13 protein-coding genes are annotated in these 18,967 nt (G+C 73.6%); 6 read left to right on the plus strand and 7 right to left on the minus strand.

Going from position 1 to position 18,967, the window contains the following annotated elements; translation table 11 throughout:
• Positions 1-649: 649 nt before the first annotated feature.
• From ACFVTF_RS28930 to ACFVTF_RS28940, 3 genes are all read left to right on the plus strand, one after another.
• Positions 650-1,426, plus strand: coding sequence for a hypothetical protein (locus tag ACFVTF_RS28930; protein WP_387817341.1), 777 nt, complete (start codon positions 650-652; stop codon positions 1,424-1,426).
• A 163-nt stretch (positions 1,427-1,589) separates the two neighbouring features.
• Positions 1,590-3,125, plus strand: a complete 1,536-nt coding sequence (locus tag ACFVTF_RS28935; RefSeq protein ID WP_387817342.1) for an MFS transporter — start codon at positions 1,590-1,592, stop codon at positions 3,123-3,125.
• A 329-nt stretch (positions 3,126-3,454) separates the two neighbouring features.
• Positions 3,455-4,564 (plus strand): Rieske 2Fe-2S domain-containing protein, encoded by a 1,110-nt coding sequence (locus ACFVTF_RS28940; RefSeq protein WP_387817343.1) that lies wholly within the window; start codon positions 3,455-3,457, stop codon positions 4,562-4,564.
• A 56-nt stretch (positions 4,565-4,620) separates the two neighbouring features.
• Here ACFVTF_RS28940 and ACFVTF_RS28945 read toward each other — a convergent pair whose 3' ends face one another.
• The 7 genes from ACFVTF_RS28945 to ACFVTF_RS28975 form a co-directional block, all read right to left on the minus strand.
• A complete protein-coding gene (locus ACFVTF_RS28945; protein WP_387817344.1) occupies positions 4,621-6,159 on the minus strand; it encodes an alpha/beta fold hydrolase in 1,539 nt (512 codons plus the stop codon).
• A 176-nt stretch (positions 6,160-6,335) separates the two neighbouring features.
• Complete coding sequence (locus ACFVTF_RS28950; RefSeq protein ID WP_387817345.1) at positions 6,336-7,058, minus strand: ribonuclease H; 723 nt, start codon at positions 7,056-7,058, stop codon at positions 6,336-6,338.
• 42 nt (positions 7,059-7,100) lie between these two features.
• Entirely contained in the window at positions 7,101-9,317 is a 2,217-nt protein-coding gene (locus ACFVTF_RS28955; RefSeq protein WP_387817346.1) for a trehalase family glycosidase, read from the minus strand.
• Entirely contained in the window at positions 9,314-11,413 is a 2,100-nt protein-coding gene (locus tag ACFVTF_RS28960; protein ID WP_387817347.1) for a beta-galactosidase, read from the minus strand. Before ACFVTF_RS28960 ends, ACFVTF_RS28955 begins: the two co-directional genes overlap by 4 nt.
• An 8-nt stretch (positions 11,414-11,421) precedes the next feature.
• A complete protein-coding gene (locus tag ACFVTF_RS28965; RefSeq protein ID WP_371515412.1) occupies positions 11,422-12,312 on the minus strand; it encodes a carbohydrate ABC transporter permease in 891 nt (296 codons plus the stop codon).
• On the minus strand, positions 12,309-13,241 hold the full coding sequence (locus ACFVTF_RS28970; RefSeq protein WP_350884942.1) for a sugar ABC transporter permease: 933 nt from the start codon (positions 13,239-13,241) through the stop codon (positions 12,309-12,311). The genes ACFVTF_RS28965 and ACFVTF_RS28970 overlap by 4 nt, the downstream gene beginning before the upstream one ends.
• A gap of 11 nt (positions 13,242-13,252) precedes the next feature.
• Entirely contained in the window at positions 13,253-14,659 is a 1,407-nt protein-coding gene (locus tag ACFVTF_RS28975) for an ABC transporter substrate-binding protein (protein ID WP_387817348.1), read from the minus strand.
• A gap of 96 nt (positions 14,660-14,755) precedes the next feature.
• Between ACFVTF_RS28975 and gcvPA the strand changes: the two genes are divergently transcribed.
• The 3 genes from gcvPA (at position 14,756) to ACFVTF_RS28990 (ending at position 18,959) form a co-directional block, all read left to right on the plus strand.
• Complete coding sequence (gcvPA, locus tag ACFVTF_RS28980) at positions 14,756-16,114, plus strand: aminomethyl-transferring glycine dehydrogenase subunit GcvPA (RefSeq protein WP_387817349.1); 1,359 nt, start codon at positions 14,756-14,758, stop codon at positions 16,112-16,114.
• A complete protein-coding gene (gene gcvPB, locus ACFVTF_RS28985) occupies positions 16,111-17,709 on the plus strand; it encodes an aminomethyl-transferring glycine dehydrogenase subunit GcvPB (RefSeq protein ID WP_387817350.1) in 1,599 nt (532 codons plus the stop codon). The genes gcvPA and gcvPB overlap by 4 nt, the downstream gene beginning before the upstream one ends.
• Before the next feature lie 83 nt (positions 17,710-17,792).
• Positions 17,793-18,959, plus strand: a complete 1,167-nt coding sequence (locus ACFVTF_RS28990) for an ATP-NAD kinase family protein (RefSeq protein ID WP_387817351.1) — start codon at positions 17,793-17,795, stop codon at positions 18,957-18,959.
• Positions 18,960-18,967: the final 8 nt, after the last annotated feature.

An 18,967-nucleotide genomic window follows, 5' to 3' on the forward strand; every position in this document is an offset into this window, starting at 1 on the left:
CCCGCCAACCGCTCCGCCACCCGCCGACCGGTCTTACCCGTCCCACCCACCACCAGCACCACACCAGCACCGACCGGAAGATCCACAACACCCTTACGAGCCATCACGAGCACCTCATTCGGAGAGACGGAGGAAACTGACGGAACCGACCCCCGAAGGCGCCGGCGGCGCCCGGGAGGTCCGACGCGATCCGTGGGCCCCTACCGTTCTGCGAGCCCGGTCGGTTCGTCGTCATGGCACCATTCAAATCCACCCCGAGTCGGCGAACCATAGCCACCGCACTCACATCCATGCGCGAGCGTCTACGCCGCCCACCAGCGGCTGTCCGGTCGGGCCGGGCCGCCACGGGGGTGCGGCCCGGCTCCACCACCACCCCACCACAACACACCGCACCCCCGCCGGAAAGCCCTTTCCAGCACCTCTCCACCCCGTCTCCACCACCTCCGGAAATCGACGTCGAAAGAGTTCCGGAAAGCGGCGGGGAAGAAAATCACCGATGGTGCGGAAATCCGGGTGGAATTCCGGCGGGACACCGGGGCGGCGACGGCGGCGGGCCCCGGGAGCGCGTCCGGGCCGGGTACGGGCGCCCTCGCCCCGCCCCGGCAGCGGTAGTCTCGCGGCTGCTGTCGACCTGTGGGAGGGCATGTTCATGGCCAAGCTGATAGTCCTGCTCGCCGCGATCTCGGTGATCTTCTCGATGATCGCGTTCAACGGCGGAAACGCCCCGATCGGTGTGCTGTTCGCCGTGGTGGCGGCGTCCCCGGTCCTCTTCCTCGCCTACGCCGTGGTGACCAGGAAGCGCGCCGCCACCGGCGCCGCACGGCAGTTGACACCCGGCCAGCGCAAGGGACGGACGATCGCCACGCGGGTGGTCGCGCTCGCGATGGTCGGAGTCCTCGGGTACGGCGTGTACTGGGTGATCTTCGAGCCGAAGGCGAGCGACAAGGCACTCAGCCGGATCTCCGACCTCGACGCCGGCTGCGCCTCCGACATCGCGCGCAAGTACTTCCCCAAGACCGCCGAGCACACCGGCGCCGGACCGCACCCGGTCGCGATGTTCACCGTCAGCGAGTCCGGCTCCTCGCACCCCGCCTCCCCCGCCGCCGGCTCGCCGGACTACTGGAGCGGGACCCGCCTGGACCCGTACCGCGTCCAGCTGATCGCCTGCCTGGGCTCACCCGACGAGGGCGAGTTCCTCACCGACTGCAAGTTCACCTCGGACACCCTCAAGCTCTACCGCGGCAGGTACGAGGTGACCGTCTACGAGGCCAGGACGGGGAAGGAGGTCGGCACCGAACAGCTGCTGGGCAGCGCCAAACCCAGCTGCCCCAGCATGGTCTACCTGAAGAAGGACGTCTCCAAGCTGCACACCGAGCCGGACTTCGCGGACTACCAGCAGGTGCTGCGCAAGTACGTCGAGCAGTAGCCCGCCAGGAGCAACGCCTCCCCGGGCGGCTCCTCCTCCCCCGGGGCATGATGACGGAGGGAGCGTCGAAGCTCACCGAACGTAGCGAAGAGGGCGCCCGCGTTCGATCCCGCGGAAAGCGGGCAGACGGGGCGTCTCGATACGGCGAGCGAAGGAGCCCCGCATGGCCGATCCGGCGAAGTCATCCGCGCGGAACCCGCACGGCGGTGCGGCCCCCGGGCCCGGGTCCGGCTCCGGGTCCGGGTCCGCCGGAACCGGGGTCATCGAGACCAACGTGCCGGCCCGGCTGGACCGACTCCCGTGGTCCCGCTGGCACTGGCGGATCGTGATCGGCCTGGGCACCGTCTGGATCCTGGACGGCCTCGAGGTGACGATCGTCGGCAACATGGCGGCCAGGCTCGCGCAGCCCGGCAGCGGCATCGCCATCTCGACCACCCAGGTGACGACGATCGCGGCCGCCGTGTACGTGGCGGGCGCCTGCTCCGGCGCGCTGTTCTTCGGCTGGCTGACCGACCGGCTCGGGCGCAAGAAGCTCTTCATGGTGACGCTCGCCGTCTACCTGGCGGCGACCGCCGTGACCTCGCTGTCCTGGACGGCCTGGTTCTTCTTCCTCTGCCGGTTCTTCACCGGGTTCGGCATCGGCGGCGAGTACGCGGCGATCAACTCGGCGATCGACGAGCTGATCCCGGCCCGGGTGCGCGGCCGGATCGACCTGATCATCAACGGCAGCTTCTGGATCGGCGCCGCGCTCGGCGCCTTCGCCTCCGTCGCGCTGCTGAACACCGCGCTGTTCGCCACCGACGTGGGCTGGCGGCTCGCCTTCGGGATCGGTGTCGTGCTGGGCCTGGTGATCCTGCTGGTCCGCCGGCACGTCCCGGAGAGCCCGCGCTGGCTGTTCACCCACGGGCGGGCGCCGGAGGCCGAGGAGGTGGTGGCCGAGGCCGAACGGATCGTGGAACGGGAGACCGGCCGACCGCTGCCGGCCGTCACCGACCGGCCGATCCTGATCCGCGAGCGCGCCCCGCTCGGCTTCGTCACGATCGCCCGCACCGTGATCAGCCGCTACCCGCGCCGCACGGTGCTCGGCCTCGCGCTCTTCATCGGGCAGGCGTTCCTGTACAACGCCGTGACCTTCGGCTACGCGGTCATCCTGACCCTCTACTTCGACGTTCCGGAGGGCGACACCGGCTACTACTTCGCGGTCATCGCGGTCGGCAACTTCCTCGGCCCGCTGCTGCTGGGACACCTCTTCGACTCGGTCGGGCGGGTGCCGATGATCGCCGGCACGTACATCGGCTCCGGCGTGCTGCTGTTCGGCACCGCCGCGCTGTTCCAGCAGGGCGCGCTGAGCGCGGCCGGTATGACGGCCTGCTGGACGGCCGTGCTGTTCCTGGCCTCGGCGGGGGCGAGTGCGGCCTACCTGACGGTCAGCGAGATCTTTCCGCTGGAGACCAGGGCGATGTGCATCGCCTTCTTCTACGCCGTCGGCACGGCGGTCGGCGGCATCAGCGGCCCGCTGCTCTTCAACGGCCTGGTGAGCAGCGGGAAGGTCTCCGACACCACGCTCGCGTTCTGCATCGGGGCGGCGCTGATGACGGCCGCGGGGCTGGTCGAGGCCGCGATCGGCGTGCGGGCGGAACGGCGCAGCCTGGAGGACCTGGCGGCCCCGCTGAGCGCCGTCGAAGCGGCGGACCGCTAGCTTGTGCCGCCCTCGCAGGCGGCCTCGTCCGGGGCCGGCAGCGGGGTGTCCCGGGCGAGCAGGCGCAGCAGGTCCTCGTCCGCCCCGGGCGCTGCGGTGGATCAGCCGGTGGATCGGCCCGCCCGGGAATCGCTCAGCCGTCCGGCCGTCGAAGGTCGCATCGGAGATTTTCTGATGAATCATCAGACTTCTTTGATATCAGCCATGTTGTTCGTGCGGGCCCCATCGGTCTGCGGTTAGCATGCGGGGCGTTCCGTTCGGAGGCGAATTTCCCGGGAGGGCCGGCTGAGCTGCCGAGATCGGAGCCTGGCGGGCCAGGAGGAGAGTTCATGCGCGGGTCCTTCAAGCACGTCCAGCCCATCGGCGAGGGCCCGACCGCGGGCGACGTCGCGCTGCCGCCGGGCCTGCCTTACCCGGACGGGTGGGCCTCGGTCGGCTTCTCCGACGAGCTCAAGCCCGGCACGGTGCTCACCCGCAGGCTGGCCGGGGAGGACGTCGTGCTGTACCGGCTGCGGAACGGGCGGATCCGCGCGATCCGTCCCTACTGCCCGCACCTGGGGGCCCACCTCGGCCTCGCCGAGGTGGAGGGCGACGACCTGGTCTGCCCCTTCCACCGCTTCGCCTTCGACCCGGACGGCACGTGCGTGCGGACGGGGTACGGCTCCGCGCCGCCGAAGGCCTCCCTGGCGCAGCTTCCGGTCCGCGAGGTGAACGACGCCGTCTTCGTCTGGCGCCACCACGACGGCCGCCGGCCGGACTGGGAGATCCCGGAGTGGCACACGCTCGGACACCAGCCGCCCCGGCACGCCGCCTGGGAGATGGCCGGCTACGCCCAGGACGTCATGGAGAACGCGGTGGACCTGGGCCACTTCGTCACCCTGCACGGCTGGCCGAGCGGCGAGTTGGCGGCCCCGATCGACTGGGACGGCACGCGCTTCCACATCTCGATGCGGGTCCAGGAGGACTTCCCGCTGCTGGGCCGGCGCCAGGTCGACATCGAGGTCGACGGTTACGGCCTCGCCTGCCTGCACACCGACGTGCACACCCCGGCCCTCGGTCTGAAGATGTGCTCGCTGGTGATGGCCACCATGGTCGCGCCCGGCCGGATGCAGTTCCGGCAGGCGAGCCGGTTCTCCTTCGACGAGCCGTCCCGGCTGCCGCCCGTGCTCGGCAGGGCGGTCAGCCGGTCGCTGTCGAGCCTGCTGGCGGGCCCGATGTTCAAGCGCAGCTGCGAGTTCACGGCGGCCGACTTCCCGATCTGGTCCACCAAGAAGTACCTGTCGCCGCCCCGGCTCGCCCCCGGCGACGGGCCGATCGGCGCCCTGCGGCACTGGGCCCGGCAGTTCTACCCGCCGGACCACCAGGAACACCTGCCCGCGCCGGCCGCCCTCACCGTCCGGGCCGAGAACGGCGCCCGCAGCGGGCTCGCCCGGCCCTGAGCGGAGGTACGGACGTACGGCCGGGGCCCGGGTCGGGGCCCCGGCCGTACGTCTGCTCAGCTCGGGAGCCGGCCGCCGAGCAGGAAGGCGGTGAACGGCGCGAGCACCCGGGGGTCGGTGAAGTCGACACCGTGCGCGGTCGTGTCGAAGGTGACCATCGCCGCCCGGTGCCCGAAGGCGCGCTGGGTCTGCCGGGCGCCGTTGTAGGTGGTGTCGGGGTCGTACCGGTTCTGCAGCATCAGGATGTTGCGCGGGCCGTCCGGGTCGGCCCGGACCGGCGGCTCCTTCGGGCCGTAGTGCCAGAAGGCGCACGGCCAGACGTTGCCGCTCATGCCGTTGGTGAGCGGGTAGCGGGCCCGGTCCGCGGCGGTGCGGGCGGCGTAGACGGCCGGGTCGCGGGGCCAGGCCGAGTCGCCGCAGACCACCGCGAACTGGGCCGCGAGGAAGTTGTCGGGGATGACCTGCGGCAGCGGGTTGCCACCCGATCCGCCGGTGCCCGCGCCCTCCGGCGTCGGAGCCGGAGCCGTAACCGGAGCCGGAGCCGGAGCCGTGTCGCGCTCCTCGGCCAGTTGCAGGACCCGCGCGCCGAGGGGGTAGTAGCTCGGCTTGACCAGCGAGGCGTAGACGACGCCGCGCAGGCCGCCGCCGGTGAGCAGCCGGCCGCCCGACAGCGGCAGCGGGTCGCGGTCGACCTCGCCGGCCAGCCGGAGGTAGCTCGCCCGGACCGCCTCGGGGGTGGCGCCGAGGTGCAGGGTGGCGTCCTGGGCGGCGACGAAGCGGGCCAGGGCCGGGAAGGAGTCGTCGAAGCCTTCGCTGAACAGCCTGAACCCCTGCTCCACCCCGCCCGGCGGCACCGTGCTGTCCAGCACCACGCGGTCGGTGTGCGAGGGGAAGAGGGTGGCGTAGACCTGACCTAGGTAGGTGCCGTACGAGCTGCCCAGGTAGGAGATCCGGGGCAGGTGCAGGGCGGCCCGGATCCGGTCCAGGTCGCGGGCCGAGTTGGCCGTGGTCACGTCGGCCAGGTAGCCGCCGCTCGCGGCCGCGCAGCCGTCGGCCACCCGCCGGGCCTGGTCGAGGTTGGCGGTGATCGAGCCGTCGGGGCCGGGGAAGGGGTAGTTGAGCTGGGCGTCCCGCTCGGCGGCGGACAGGTCGCAGTGGACCGGGGTGCTGTTGCCCACCCCCCGCTCGTCGAAGCCGATCAGGTCGTACGAGCGCAGGACGTCCGGCGGCAGCAGCTTCGCCATCTCGCCCGGGTAGTCCAGGCCGGATCCGCCCGGCCCGCCCGGCACCACGACCAGGGTGCCGCGCCGGTGGGCGGGGTCGGCGGTGCGCAGCCGGGAGACGGTGAGGGTGATCGTGCCCTCGGCCGGGTCGTGGTAGTCCCGCGGCACCCGCAGGGCCGCGCACTGCTGGCGCGGGTCGCGGGTGAACGGCACCCCGTTGGCGTTCGGGGTCGGCGCGGGGCAGGACCCCCAGGCGAGTTGCGCCGCCGGGGCCGCGACGGCGGTCGGCGCGAGTGGTGCGGCGAGCAGGAGCGCGGCAGTGAGCAGCGCGCCGCCGGCGCGGGCCGTGGTGCGGCCGGTAGGTCGGGTCATGCGTCCGACGCTAGGACTGCTGAGGTGGCGTCAGCGTCGGCGCGGGGGTGGAGAATTCACCCGGGGTGCTTCTCCACCCGGCTCCACCCGGCTCCACCCCGCTCCACCCCGCTCCACCCCGGGGGTGAGTCGGACCCGGGCGGGCCGGGGTCGGCCCGCCCGGCGTCGGACCGGACCTATGCGTGGGCGCCCGCGCACTCCGGGTGCCCCCAGCTGCTGCCCACCTTGGTGATGGTGTCGCCCTTGGCGTAGGGGCGGGTGCAGGGGCAGGTGCCGGGGAAGCGGGCGGCCAGGGTCCGCGAACCGCCCGACGAGCGCTTCTTCGCCGTGGACGAGCCGGCCGACGAACCCGTCGACGAACCCGCCGACGAGGAGGCCGGGCGGGCGGCCCGCGCCGGGGCGGTCCGGGCCGGGTCCGGCTCGGGGAGGTCGGCGCCGGTTCCGCCCGCGGCCTGCTGCCCGCGGGCGGCGTCGCTGGCGGCCTTGTCGGCGATGGCGTTCAGCGGGTCGCCGTTCACCTGGTGGGCGGGGACGTACACGAAGGTGACGTCCCGCCCGGTCAGCAGCTCGTCGATGTGCTGGATCAGCTCGCGGTTGGCGACCGGCTTGCCGGCGGCGGTCTTCCACCCGTTGCGCTTCCAGCCGACCAGCCACTTGGTCACCGCGTCGCGGGTGTACGTGCTGTCGAGCCGGACCTCCAGCGGGACGGCCGGGTCCGTCGACGCCAGCAGTTGCTCCAGCGCCGTCAGCTCGCCCACGTTGTTGGTGCTGTGCCCGAGCGGACCGGCCTGCCAGCGCTGGGGCACCCCGGCGGCGTCCGCCACCACGTAGGCCCAGGCCGCCGGACCGGGGTTGCCCTTGGCTGCTCCGTCACACGCTGCAATGACTCGTTCGACCATGCCCCGATCATGCCAGGACGTGGCAGGCCCGGGCCAAATCGGTCAGGCGCGGAGCAGCAGCAGGAGCAGGGCCGCGGACCAGCTGAAGTTGGTCGAGTTCCGCCCCTCCCCCGTCAGCGGGTCGTAGTTCTCCCGCAGCGGACCGTCGCCGCCGAGCCCGGCGGCCGTCGCCAGCAGCCGGTCCGTCGCCCGGCGGGCGTCCTGGTTCCAGCCGTACCGGCGCAGGCCTTCGATGGCGAAGTAGGTCTGGTCGATCCAGGCCAGCCCGCGCCAGTACCCGGCCGGGTCGAAGGAGGGCGAGCTGCGGGCGACGGTCGGGAACGGCAGCGCGGTGCCGAACTCGGCCGGGTCGAGCAGGAGCCCGCGGACCGCGCGGGCCTGGGCGGGTGAGGCGGTGCCGGACCAGAGCGGGATCGCGCCCTCGATGCCGCGCCCGCGCGCGGTGAGGCGGGCGCCGGTGGCCAGGTCGGTGTCGTGGAACCAGCCCGTGGCCGGGTCGAACATGGTGTCGCGCACGGCCCGGTCGATCTTCTCGGCCCGTCCGCGCAGCCGCTGGGCGGCGGTGCGGTCGCCGAGTTCGGCGGCGATGGCGGCCAGGGCGCGGTGGTCGGCGGCCAGGTAGGCGTTGAGGTCGACGGAGCGCTGGGTGAGCGACCAGCCCAGCAGGGCGCCCTGCGCGCTGCGGTTGGCGACGACGGCGGCGCCGAGGGCGGCGTCGAAGCGCGGCGCGTTGTCCATGCCGGACTCCCAGGCGGCCGCCGCCAGGCAGTCCGCCGGGGCGGCGTTGCCCGGGTCGACGGTGGCGCCGTACTCGCACAGGCCTTCGCCGTCGTGGTCCCGGGTGCGGTACCACCAGTCCTGGTAGGCGGTCAGTTTGGGCAGCAGCTCGCGCAGGAACGCCCGGTCGCCGCCGCACCGGTAGACCTCCCAGACGGCCCAGGAGGCCAGCGGGGGCTTGGAGTTGCGCTCGTTCCAGTTGCCGCCGCCGGTGCTCGGGTCGTTGTAGAAGACGCAGTCCGGGATCATCCCGGCGTCCTGCGGGCGGTCGGCGGAGTCGGGCCGGATCTGGTGGTCGAACATCGCCCGGATCTGGTCGGCGGCCAGGTCGGGGGCGAAGACGGCGGTGCCGGCGGCCTGCTTCCAGGTGTCCCAGGCCCAGACCCCGCTGAACCACTTGTACGAGAGCGTGGGCGTGACGGCGTCGTGCCGGATCCGCCCGGCCGGGCTGCGCCAGTTGGTGACCAGGGTCTGCACGCACTTGACGGCCGTCCGGCGGCGCGCGGCGGGGACGCCCTCGGTCGCCCGGGCGACGTACCCGGCCCAGCGGGCGGCGCCCGCCGCGGCGACCCGGTCGGGGGCGCGCAGCGCGGCGTCCGCCTCGGCGACGGCGCGGGAGTGCTCGGCGTCGGTGAAGGTGTAGCTCTCGGTCCAGTCCAGGGTGCGGGCCGCGCCCGGGGCCAGCCGGACGGGCCCGGCCAGTTCGGTGCGGTGGCCGTCGCCGCTGACGGTGGTGCGGACCGGCGCCGCGTGGCGGACTTCGAAGCGCTCGGTGCCGTCGGTGAGGTAGTCCCAGGCCTGCCGTACCCGGGCGAACCGGACGGCGACGCCGCGCTCGGCGGCGACCAGGGCGGGGGCGTCGTGCTGGGGGCCGGTGGCCGGGCGCAGCAGTGTCCCGGTCCAGGCGACCTGGAGGGTCCGTTCGGCCGGGCCGCCGTTGGCCAGCCGGGCCCTGACCAGGGCGGTGCGGTTGCCGGCGAAGCGCAGTTCCAGGGTGAGCGCCAGGCGGCCGCCGAGGTCGTAGGACTGGCGCAGCAGCCCGGGCAGCGAGGTGAGCCGGGGCGCGCCGCCGGCGGCGAGGTCCAGGATCCTTCCCTGCTCGGTCAGTTGGAGGCGGTTGAGGCCGTCGCTGAGCCACCACGGGTATTCCTGGGCGAGGTGGAGGGGGCCGGTGAAGCCGCCGAGCGGGTCCTGCGGGCGCGGCAGGGCGTAGGCGTGCCAGGCCCCGAGGTCGGCGAAGACGTTGATCGGGTTGTTGCCGGTGGCGTCGCCGGGGTAGGCCTGCGCGGGGGTGCCGTGCAGGTCGAGGACGTCGGCGTAGCGGTCGGACAGCTCTGACAGGGCGGACGGGTCAGCCAGGTCGGACGGGCCGGCCTGCCGGTCGGCGGCGTGGGCGGCCGGTGCGACGCCGCCGGCCACGGCGAGGGCGGTGCCGGTGGCGGCGGTGGCGGCCAGGAGTCGGCGGCGGGACAACGGCGTCATGTGCGCTCCTCGACGGGCGTGGACGGGGACGGAGACGTGGACGGAGACGTGGACGGGCCGGCCGCGGGGACGCGGACGACGGCGGCGCCGAGCGGTGCGAGGGTGACGCCCCGGCCCGTGTCGGCGCCGGTGAGCAGGTCGGTGCCGGGCCGGTCCAGTGCCACCCGGCAGGCGGCGGGGCCGTGGTTGAGCAGGAACAGGTAGTCGGTGCCGTCGGCGGCGCGGCGGCGGGTGGCCTCGACGCCGGCCGGCAGGCCGGGCAGTTCGGCGCCCACCCCGGCTTCGGCGAGCGGCAGGTCGAGCACCCGGCCGACGTCCGCGCCGAGGTGGCAGCCGAGGTACCAGGCGCTGCCGGTGCCGTGGCGGTGCCGGGTGACGGCGGGCAGGCCGGCCAGCTCGCCGGAGGCGTAGCGGGCGACGGTCTCGGCGCCCTCGGTGTCGATCCATTCGCTCCAGTGCTCGGCCCGCAGCTCCGGCCCGCCGCCGTCGAGCCGGACGGTGGTGGCGGCCCCGTCGGGGATCGGCCAGTGCTCGTCCACGACGAGGCCGAACAGCGGCCGCAGCGGCCCGGGGTGGCCGCCGGGGTGGAGGTGGTCGTGTCGGTCGCTGATGCCGCTGAACGGGCCGCAGACCAGGTGGCCGCCCGCCTGGACGAAGGCGGTGAGCCGGTCGGCGGTGGCGGTGTCGAGCAGGTACAGGTTGGGGGCGAGCAGCAGCCGGTAGCCGTCGAGGTCGCCGGTGGGCGGGAGGAAGTCGACGGTCACGCCGCGGTCGTGGAGGGCCGCGTACCAGGGCCGGAGCAGGTCGAGCCAGCGCATCCGCGCGGAGGGGTGGTCGTCCAGCTCCAGTGCCCACCAGCTGTCCCAGTCGAGCAGGACGGCCGCCCGCCCGCGCATCCGGCTGCCCGCGATCTCGCCGAGCCGGCGCAGCTCGGCCCCGAACCGGACGGTCTCCCGCCAGCCGCGCGAGGAGGTGCCGCGGTGCGGGAGCATCGCGCTGTGGAACTTCTCGGCCCCGGCCACGGAGGCGCGCCACTGGAAGTGCAGTACGCCGTCCGCGCCCCGGGCCAGTGCCTGGAGCGACCAGAGCCGGTACAGGCCGGGCCGTTTGGGCAGGTTGACGGGCCGCCAGCTGACGGCCGAGGGGGCCTGTTCCATCAGCAGCCACGGCTTGCCGCCCTTGAGGGAGCGCATCAGGTCGTAGTTCATGGCCGCGTTGACGTGGGTGCGGGGGTCGGCCGGGTCGGGGTAGGCGTCGTCGGAGACGAGGTCCTCGTGGCGGCTCCACTCCCAGTAGTCCAGCGACTTGAGCATCGACATGAAGTTGGTGGTGACGGGCACGCCCGGTGAGACCTCGTCGAGGACGGCCTTCTCGGTGCGGTGCAGGGCCAGCAGCGCGTCGGAGCAGAACCGGCGCCAGTCCAGCAGCTGGGTCGGGTTGACCGGTCCCGGCGCGGCGCGCGGCGGTTCGATCTCGTCGAACGAGCCGTAGCGCTGGGACCAGAACGCCGTCCCCCAGGAGCGGTTGAGTTCGTCGACGTCGCCGTGCCGCTCGCGCAGCCAGCGCCGGAAGTCGGCGGCGGACGCGGGGCAGAAGCACTCCTGGACGTGGTCGCCGTACTCGTTGTGGATGTGCCACAGGGCGAGTGCGGGGTGGTCGTGGTAGCGCTCGGCGAGGGCCCGGGTGAGCCGGGCGGCGGCGGCCCGGTAGACGGCGGAGGAGGGGCAGTAGTGCTGGCGCGAGCCGAACTCCAGCCGGACGCCGTCGGCGGTGACGGGCAGCAGCTCGGGGTGGGCGCGGACCAGCCAGGCGGGCGGCGAGGCGGTGGCGGTGGCCAGGTCGACGGCGATGCCGTGGCCGTGGACGAGGTCGAGGAGGCGGTCCAGCCAGCCGAAGTCCCAGCGGTCGTCGGCGGGTTGGAGCCGGGCCCAGGAGAAGACCCCGACGGTGACCAGGTTGACCCCGGCCTCGGCCATCAGCTTCACGTCCTCGGCCCACACCTCCTCGGACCACTGCTCGGGGTTCCAGTCCCCGCCGTAGAGGAGGCCGGGCACGCGGGTCAGCGTGGCCGCGCGGGAAGGAGTACGGGAGGTCATGCGGGGGGTCATCCTTTCAGCGCTCCGCCGAGCAGGCCGGCCACGAACTGCCGCTGGAACACCAGGAAGAGCAGCACCAGCGGGAGGGTGGCCAGCAGGGAGCCGAGCATCAGGCCGGAGTAGTCGACGTGGGTCAGCCCGGTCAGCGTGTTGAGCGCCACCGGCACGGTGTACTTGTCCTCGGTGTTGAGCATCAGCAGCGGCCAGATGAAGCTGTTCCACTGGCCCATGAAGGTGAAGATCACGAGCGCGCCCAGTTGCGGCCGCACGCACGGCAGGACCACCTGGTAGAAGGTGCGCAGTTCGCCGGAGCCGTCGATGCGCGCCGACTCCAGGAGTTCGTCGGGGAAGTCCAGGAAGCCCTGGCGCATCAGCAGGATGCCGAAGGAGTTGGCCAGGAAGGGCAGGATGACCGCCTGGTAGCTGTCGATCCAGCCGATGCTGGCCATCATCTGGAACAGCGGGACGAGCAGCACCTGCAACGGGATCATCATGGTCGCCAGCACCAGGCCGAGCAGCAGTCCGCGGCCCCGGAACCGGTACTTGGCCAGCCCGTAGCCGCACATGGCGGACAGCAGGGAGCTCAGCGCGGTGTAGACGACGGCGACGCCGAGGCTGTTGAGCAGCACCCGGCCGAAGCCGATGCTCTGCTGGAGGTGCGCCAGGTTGCGCAGCAGCTCCCCGCCGGGCAGGAACGGCGGTGGGGAGTGGAAGAGTTCGGAGCTGCTGTGGGTGCTGGCGATCAGCATCCAGGCGAACGGCACCAGGCTGACGACGGCGCCGAGGGCGAGCACGGCCAGGACGGCGCCGCGGCCGAGCCGGGCGGCCGGCGGGCGGGCCGCCGGCGGGCGGACGGCCGCCGCCCGGGCGGGCCGGGGGCGGGCGGAGGTGGCGCTCATCGGCGGCGTTCCCTTCCGTAGAACCGGAACTGGAGGAGGGAGACGGCGGCGATGACCAGCACCACGACCCAGGCGATCGCGGCCGCGTACCCGAAGTCGAGCTGCTGGAAGCCGACCTTGTACAGGTAGACCACCGGGGTGAGGGTCGCGTCGCCGGGGCCGCCGCGCGTCAGCACGTAGTTCTCGTCGAAGAGTTGGAGCGTGCCGATGGTGGAGGTGATGACGCAGAACAGCACCACCGGCCGCAGCTGCGGCAGGATCACACTGGTGTAGGTGCGCAGCGTGCCGGCGCCGTCGAGGGCGGCGGCCTCGTACTGGTCCCGGCCGATGGCGTGCAGGCCGGCGAGCAGGATGACGGCGTTGTAGCCGGTCCAGCGCCAGGTGACCGAGCCGATCAGCGAGATCCGGGCCCAGGTGGGCGAGTTGAGCCAGTCGACGGGGCCGGCGCCCAGGGCGTGCAGGAGCTGGTTGGCCAGGCCGCCGTCGGTGCGCAGCAGCACCTGGAAGACGACGGCGTAGGCGACCAGCGTGGTGACGGCGGGCAGGAAGAAGACGGCCCGCCAGCCGGCCCGGAAGCGCAGCCAGGACTGGTTGAGCAGGACGGCCAGCACCAGTGCCAGGCCGATCATCACGGGCACCTGGACGGCCAGGATCATCCCGGTGTTGACCAGGGAGTGCAGGAAGGCCGGGTCGTCCAGCATCCGCCGGTACTGGTCCAGGCCGACCCAGACGGTGGCACCGTCCCGGCGGGCGGTGAAGCTCTGGTAGAGGCTGGCGCCGAGCGGATAGGCGAAGAAGAGGATGAAGAGCACGGCCGTGGGCCCGGCGAAGAGCCAGGCCGCGGAGCGTGGCAGCCGTCGTCGCCGGGTGGGCGCGGTGCGCGCGGGTGCGGCGGCCACCCGTGGGGCGGGGGCCTGGAGACTGGTCATGGCGCGTGTCCCTACGGGGCCGGCTGGCGACTGGTCGCGGTGGCGATCTGGCGGGCGGCGGAGCGCAGCACGGCGCCGGGGTCGGCTCCGTTGTGCAGCACCTGGTTGACGGCGGTGTTGACGATGTCGCCGGCCTTGGAGTCGTCGGCGGTGCTCTCGACGGTGGGGATGGACCGGGCGAGGTCGGCGAAGAGCCGCATGGCGGGCTGGTTCGCGTAGTACGGGTCCGGCTGCTGGAAGTACGGGTCGTCCAGGGCCGGGAGGTAGGCGGGGAAGAGGCCTTCGTGCTCCATCATCGAGGCCTGGTTGGCCCGGTCGGCGAGCAGGAAGGAGAGGAATTCCCAGGCGAGTTCGGGGTTCTTGCTCTGGGCGGTGACGGAGAGGGTGGAGCCGCCGCTGTTGGAGGTGCGGCAGCCGCCGGGGTCGAACGCGGGCAGGGGGACGACGCCGAACCTGCCGTTCAGGTCGGCCATGTCGCCGGCGAGGGTGCCGTCCCACCAGGCGGCGGTGGGGGTGGTGGCGGCCTTGCCGTCGTGGGTGCCGGAGACCAGGCCGTCCCAGCCGTTCTCGAAGTCGACCAGGCCCCGGTCGACCAGTTGCTTCATCAGGGTGAGCGCCCGTTCGGCGGCGGGTGAGGCGACGGCGACCTTGCCGTCGACGAACCAGCCCTGGCCCTGCTGTTGGAGCAGCAGGGCGAACATGCTGTCCTGCTTGGCGTCCAGGATGAGCAGTTTCTTGCCGGTGCGGTCCTTGAGGGTGGTGCCGGCGGCGAGGTAGTCGTCCCAGGTGGTGAGGGTGGCGGGGTCGATTCCGGCCTGCTGGAAGTGGTCGCGGCGGTAGAAGAGGGCGCACGGGCCGCTGTCCCAGGGCAGGGCGAGGACGCGGCCGCCCGCGTCGGTCACGGTGCGCCAGGCGGACGGTGCGAAGTCCTTCGCGAGGCCGCCGGCCCGGCTGGTCAGGTCCACCAGCGCGTGGGGGAAGTTGCCGATGTAGGTGGGCATCTTGTGGCCCTCGACGGTCAGGACGTCGGGGAGTCCGCTGCCGGCTCCGAGCCCGACGGTGATCTTGTCGTAGGCGTTGTCGTAGCCGATGTCGACGACGTCGACGGTGGTGCCGGGGTGGGCCTTTTCGAAGGCCTTGCCGAGCCGTTGCATGGCCTTGGCGGCGACGTCCCAGGACCAGATGGTGATCTTCCCGGCGACCTTGCCGCCCGAACTCGCGGCCAGCCGTTTGGCGTCCGGGGCGCCGGCGCCGCCGGTGGCACAGCCCGTCGCCCCGGTCAGCAGCAGCGCGCCGCCCGCGAGCCCGGCGCCGAGGACCCGGCGCCGGGTGGGGCCCGGTCCGGATCCGGACCGGATACCCGCCGGAGCGTCAAGGCGTCTGTGCCGGGTGCCGGTTGAGTTCTTTCCTCCCGACATCTTGCCTCCTGAAGAGTGAATGCCGAATGCTGTATACAGAACTCAGCACACACAGTGCCGTCAAGGCTTGTGACCGAAATCGCGGAAGGTGCCAGGATGACCGCACGCGCCCCCCGGACCCACCCGTACATCCCCAACTCCGCCCCCGACGTGAAGAAGGCCATGCTGGCGGCGATCGGCGCGCACAGCGTCGAGGAGTTCTACGCCGACATCCCCGCCGAGCTCCGCCTGGACCGCCCGCTGCGCCTGCCCGAGCCGCTCGGCTCCGAGGCGCAACTCGTCGCCCACATGGAGGAGTTGCTCGCCCGCAACACCGCCGTCCCGCCCGGCCGCAGCTTCCTCGGCGCCGGCTGCTACCGCCACCACGTGCCCGCCGTGGTCGACGAGGTCGTCAACCGCAGCGAGTTCCTCACCGCCTACGCCGGCGAGCCGTACGAGGACCACGGCCGCTTCCAGGCCCTGTGGGAGTACCAGTCGCTGATGGCCGAGCTGCTGGCCGTCGACGTCGTCAACGTGCCGGCCTACGACGGCTTCCAGGCCGCCGCGACCGCACTGCGGATGGCCGGCCGGGCCACCGGGCGCCGCCGCCTCCTGCTGGTCGGCGACCTCGACCCGGACAAGCTCTCCCGGATCCGCGACTACGTGCGCGGCGTCCACGACCTCGTGCTCGTCCCGGCCGAGCCCGGGGCCGTCCGCGCCGCCCTCGCCGCCGGCGACGCCGCCGCCGTCTTCGCCGAACTGACCGACCACAGCGGCCGGGTCGACCCCGAACTGCCGCAGTACGTCGAACTCGCCCACCGGGCGGGCGCGCTGGCCGTCATCGGCGCCAACCCGATGAGCCTCGGCGTGCTCGCCCCGCCCGCCTCCTTCGGCGCCGACCTCACCTGCGGCGACCTCCAGCCGCTCGGCATCCACCCCAGCTTCGGCGGCGGCAACGCGGGCTTCATCGCCAGCGCCGACGACGAACGCCTGGTCGCCGAGTACCCGAGCCGCCTCTTCGGCCTCACCCCCACCGACGTGCCGGGCGAGTACGGCTTCGGCGACGTCGCCTACGAGCGCACCTCCTTCGCCCTGCGCGAGGAGGGCAAGGAGTGGGTCGGCACCGCCGCCGCCCTGCACGGCATCGCCGCCGGGGTCTACCTCTCGCTGATGGGGCCGCACGGCATGCGCGAGATCGGCGAGACCATCCTCGCCAACACCGCCTACGCCCGCCGGCGCCTCGCCCAGGCCCCCGGCGTCGAACTCGCCGACCCCGAGGCCGTCCACTTCGCCGACTTCACCCTCCGCTACACCGGCGGGCACACCGCCGCCGAGGTCGCCGCCGCGCTGCTCGCCCGTGGCCTGCACGCCGGCACCCCGGCCGGGGAACACGAGGGCCGCTACTGCGTGACCGAGCTCCACACCCAGGCCGACATCGACCGCCTCGCCACCGCCCTTGAGGAGATCGTCAAGTGACGGATCGTCAGAACAGCGGCGGGACCGACCCGCGGATCGCCCCCAAGCCCGCCCTGCGCCGCTTCCACCAGGCCCGCTGGGACGAGAAGCTGATCTTCGAACTGGGCGCACCCGGCGAGCGCGGCGTCCTGCCGCCGACCCCCGGACCCGGCGTCACCGCCGCCGTCGGCAACCCCGCCGACCGCCTGCCCGCCGCGCTGCGCCGCGCCACCCCGGCCGCGCTGCCCGAACTCGGCCAGCAGCAGGTGCTCCGCCACTACCTGCGGCTCTCCCAGGAGAACCTCGGCGCCGACCTCAACGTCGACGTCGGCCAGGGCACCTGCACCATGAAGTACAGCCCCAAGGTCAACGACGCCTTCGTCCGCGACCCGCGCATCGCCGTCCTGCACCCGGCCCAGGACCCCTCGACCGTCCAAGGGGTGCTCGAACTCGTCCACCGGCTTGAGCAGTTGCTCAAGGAGGTCTCCGGCATGGACCGGGTCTCGCTGCAACCCGGCGCCGGCTCCGCCGCGATCTGGACCAACGTCTCCGTCATCCGCGCCCACTTCGCCGCCCGCGGCGAGCTGGAGCAGCGCGACGAGGTCATCACCACCGCCTTCTCGCACCCCTCCAACGCCGCCTGCGCCAAGACCGCCGGCTTCAAGGTGATCACCCTGCACCCGGACGCGGACGGCTACCCCGACATCGAGGCGCTGCGCGCCGCCGTCGGCCCGCGCACCGCCGCGCTGCTCATCACCAACCCCGAGGACACCGGGATCTACAACCCCCGGATCGCCGAGTTCGTCCGCATCGTGCACACGGCCGGCGGCCTGTGCGCCTACGACCAGGCCAACGCCAACGGCGTCCTCGGCATCACCCGGGCCCGCGAGGCCGGCTTCGACCTGTGCCACTTCAACCTGCACAAGACCTTCTCCACCCCGCACGCCTGCGGCGGCCCCGCCGCCGGCGCCTGCGGCGTCACCGCCGAGCTCGCGCCCCACCTGCCCAGCCCCACCGTCGAGTTCGACGGCGAGCGGTACGTCCTGGACGACGACCGGCCGGAGTCCATCGGCAAGATCCGCCCCTACCTGGGCGTCGTCCCGAACCTGGTCCGCGCCTACGCCTGGATCATGTCGATGGGCGCCGCGGGCCTGCGCGAGGTGGCCGAGACGGCCGTGCTCAACAACAACTACCTGATGCACCAGGTCCAGCGGATCCGCGGCGTCTCCGTGCCCTACGCCAAGGGGCGCCCGCGCGTCGAGCAGGTCCGCTACAGCTGGCAGCAGCTCAACGAGGACACCGGCCTGCACAGCGAGGACCTCGGGTACCGCGCCGCCGACTTCGGCACCCACTACTGGACCAGCCACCACCCGTACGTCGTCCCCGAGCCGATGACACTGGAGCCGACCGAGTCCTACTCCCGCGCCGACCTCGACGAGTACGCCGCGATCCTCGCCGAGGTCGCCCGCGAGGCCTACGAGGACCCGGAGACCGTCCGCACGGCCCCGCACAACTCCACCGTGCACCGCATCCGGCACGAACCGCTGGACGACCCGGCGGTCTGGGCCGTCAGCTGGCGCGCCTACCGCCGCAAGGTCCTCGGCGAGCGGCCGTGACGACGGGCCCCGGGGCCGGTCGTCCAACTCCCGTCGTCCGCCCGGCAGGTGGGAGCCCGACGACCGGCCCCACCATCGGGCTCGTGGTCAACCCGGTCGCCGGACTCGGCGGCCGGGTCGGCCTCAAGGGCAGCGACGGCGCCGAGGTCCAGCAGCGCGCCCGCACCCTCGGCGCCCGGCCGGCCGCGACCTCCCGCACGGAGCTGATGCTTCGTCAGTTCGGCTTGCTCGCACCGCACTCGACCCTGCTCACGGCGGCCGGGCCGATGGGTGCGGACGCGGCGCGGGCGGCCGGCCTCGACGCGACGGTGGTCCACCGGCCCGCCGGCCCGGGCACCACGGCGGCGGACACCCGCGCGGCCGTCCGCGCCCTCGTCGCGGCCGGCGCCGGCCTGCTGCTGTTCTGCGGCGGCGACGGCACGGCCCGCGACGTCCTCGACGCACTCGGGTCGCCCGGTCCGCCCGGCACGCTCGGGTCGATCGGCCCGCTCGGTCCGCTCGGCCCGGGGTCAGGACCGCCCGTCCTCGGCATCCCGGCCGGGGTCAAGATGCACTCCGCCGTCTTCGCCGTCCACCCCCGCGCCGCCGCCGAGGTGGCCGCCGCCTGGGCGAACGGCGGCGTCCGGCTGGCGTCCGCCGAGGTCGTGGACCGCGACGAGGCGGCGCTGCGCGAGGGCCGGGTGTCCGCCCGCCTGCACGGGTGGCTGACCGTCCCGGTCCTGCCCGCCCGGGTCCAGCAGCGCAAGACCGGCAGTTCCGCCGCCGACCCCGGGGCGCTGGGCGGCATCGCCGCCGAGGTCGCCGAACGCGTCGGCCCCGACGGGCTGCTCGCCCTCGGCCCCGGCGGCACGACGCACGCCGTCGCCAGGGCGCTCGGCGCGGCGGACGCCTGCCTGACCGGCGTCGACGTGCTCCGCCTCCAACCGGGCGGCGCCGCCCGGGTCGTGATCCGCGACGCCCGGGCCGACCAACTGCTGGCCCTGCCCGCCGCGCCGTGGATCGCGCTCTCGCCGATCGGCGGCCAGGGCTTCCTGCTCGGCCGCGGCAACCAGCAGTTCACCCCCGAACTGCTGCGCGCCACCGGCCGCGAGCGGCTGCTCGTCCTCGCCACCGAGGCGAAGCTCGCCGCCCTCGCGGGCCGCCCGCTGCTCCTGGACACCGGCGACCCGGAGCTGGACGATGCCCTGTCCGGGCACGTCCGGGTGATCACCGGCCGCCACGCCAGCGCCGTCTACCGCCTGACCGCCTGACCGCCTGA

It is taken from the genome of Kitasatospora sp. NPDC057940, assembly GCF_042887425.1.
GTDB lineage: Bacteria > Actinomycetota > Actinomycetes > Streptomycetales > Streptomycetaceae > Kitasatospora.

Coding starts and splice junctions, on each gene's coding strand:
- ACFVTF_RS28945 (WP_387817344.1), bottom strand. CDS start 6,159: ATGACCCGACCTACCGGCCGCACCACGGCCCGCGCCGGCGGCGCGCTG.
- ACFVTF_RS28930 (WP_387817341.1), top strand. CDS start 650: ATGGCCAAGCTGATAGTCCTGCTCGCCGCGATCTCGGTGATCTTCTCG.
- ACFVTF_RS28950 (WP_387817345.1), bottom strand. CDS start 7,058: ATGGTCGAACGAGTCATTGCAGCGTGTGACGGAGCAGCCAAGGGCAAC.
- ACFVTF_RS28955 (WP_387817346.1), bottom strand. CDS start 9,317: ATGACGCCGTTGTCCCGCCGCCGACTCCTGGCCGCCACCGCCGCCACC.
- ACFVTF_RS28935 (WP_387817342.1), top strand. CDS start 1,590: ATGGCCGATCCGGCGAAGTCATCCGCGCGGAACCCGCACGGCGGTGCG.
- ACFVTF_RS28975 (WP_387817348.1), bottom strand. CDS start 14,659: ATGTCGGGAGGAAAGAACTCAACCGGCACCCGGCACAGACGCCTTGAC.
- gcvPA (WP_387817349.1), top strand. CDS start 14,756: ATGACCGCACGCGCCCCCCGGACCCACCCGTACATCCCCAACTCCGCC.
- ACFVTF_RS28965 (WP_371515412.1), bottom strand. CDS start 12,312: ATGAGCGCCACCTCCGCCCGCCCCCGGCCCGCCCGGGCGGCGGCCGTC.
- ACFVTF_RS28940 (WP_387817343.1), top strand. CDS start 3,455: ATGCGCGGGTCCTTCAAGCACGTCCAGCCCATCGGCGAGGGCCCGACC.
- ACFVTF_RS28970 (WP_350884942.1), bottom strand. CDS start 13,241: ATGACCAGTCTCCAGGCCCCCGCCCCACGGGTGGCCGCCGCACCCGCG.
- ACFVTF_RS28960 (WP_387817347.1), bottom strand. CDS start 11,413: ATGACCTCCCGTACTCCTTCCCGCGCGGCCACGCTGACCCGCGTGCCC.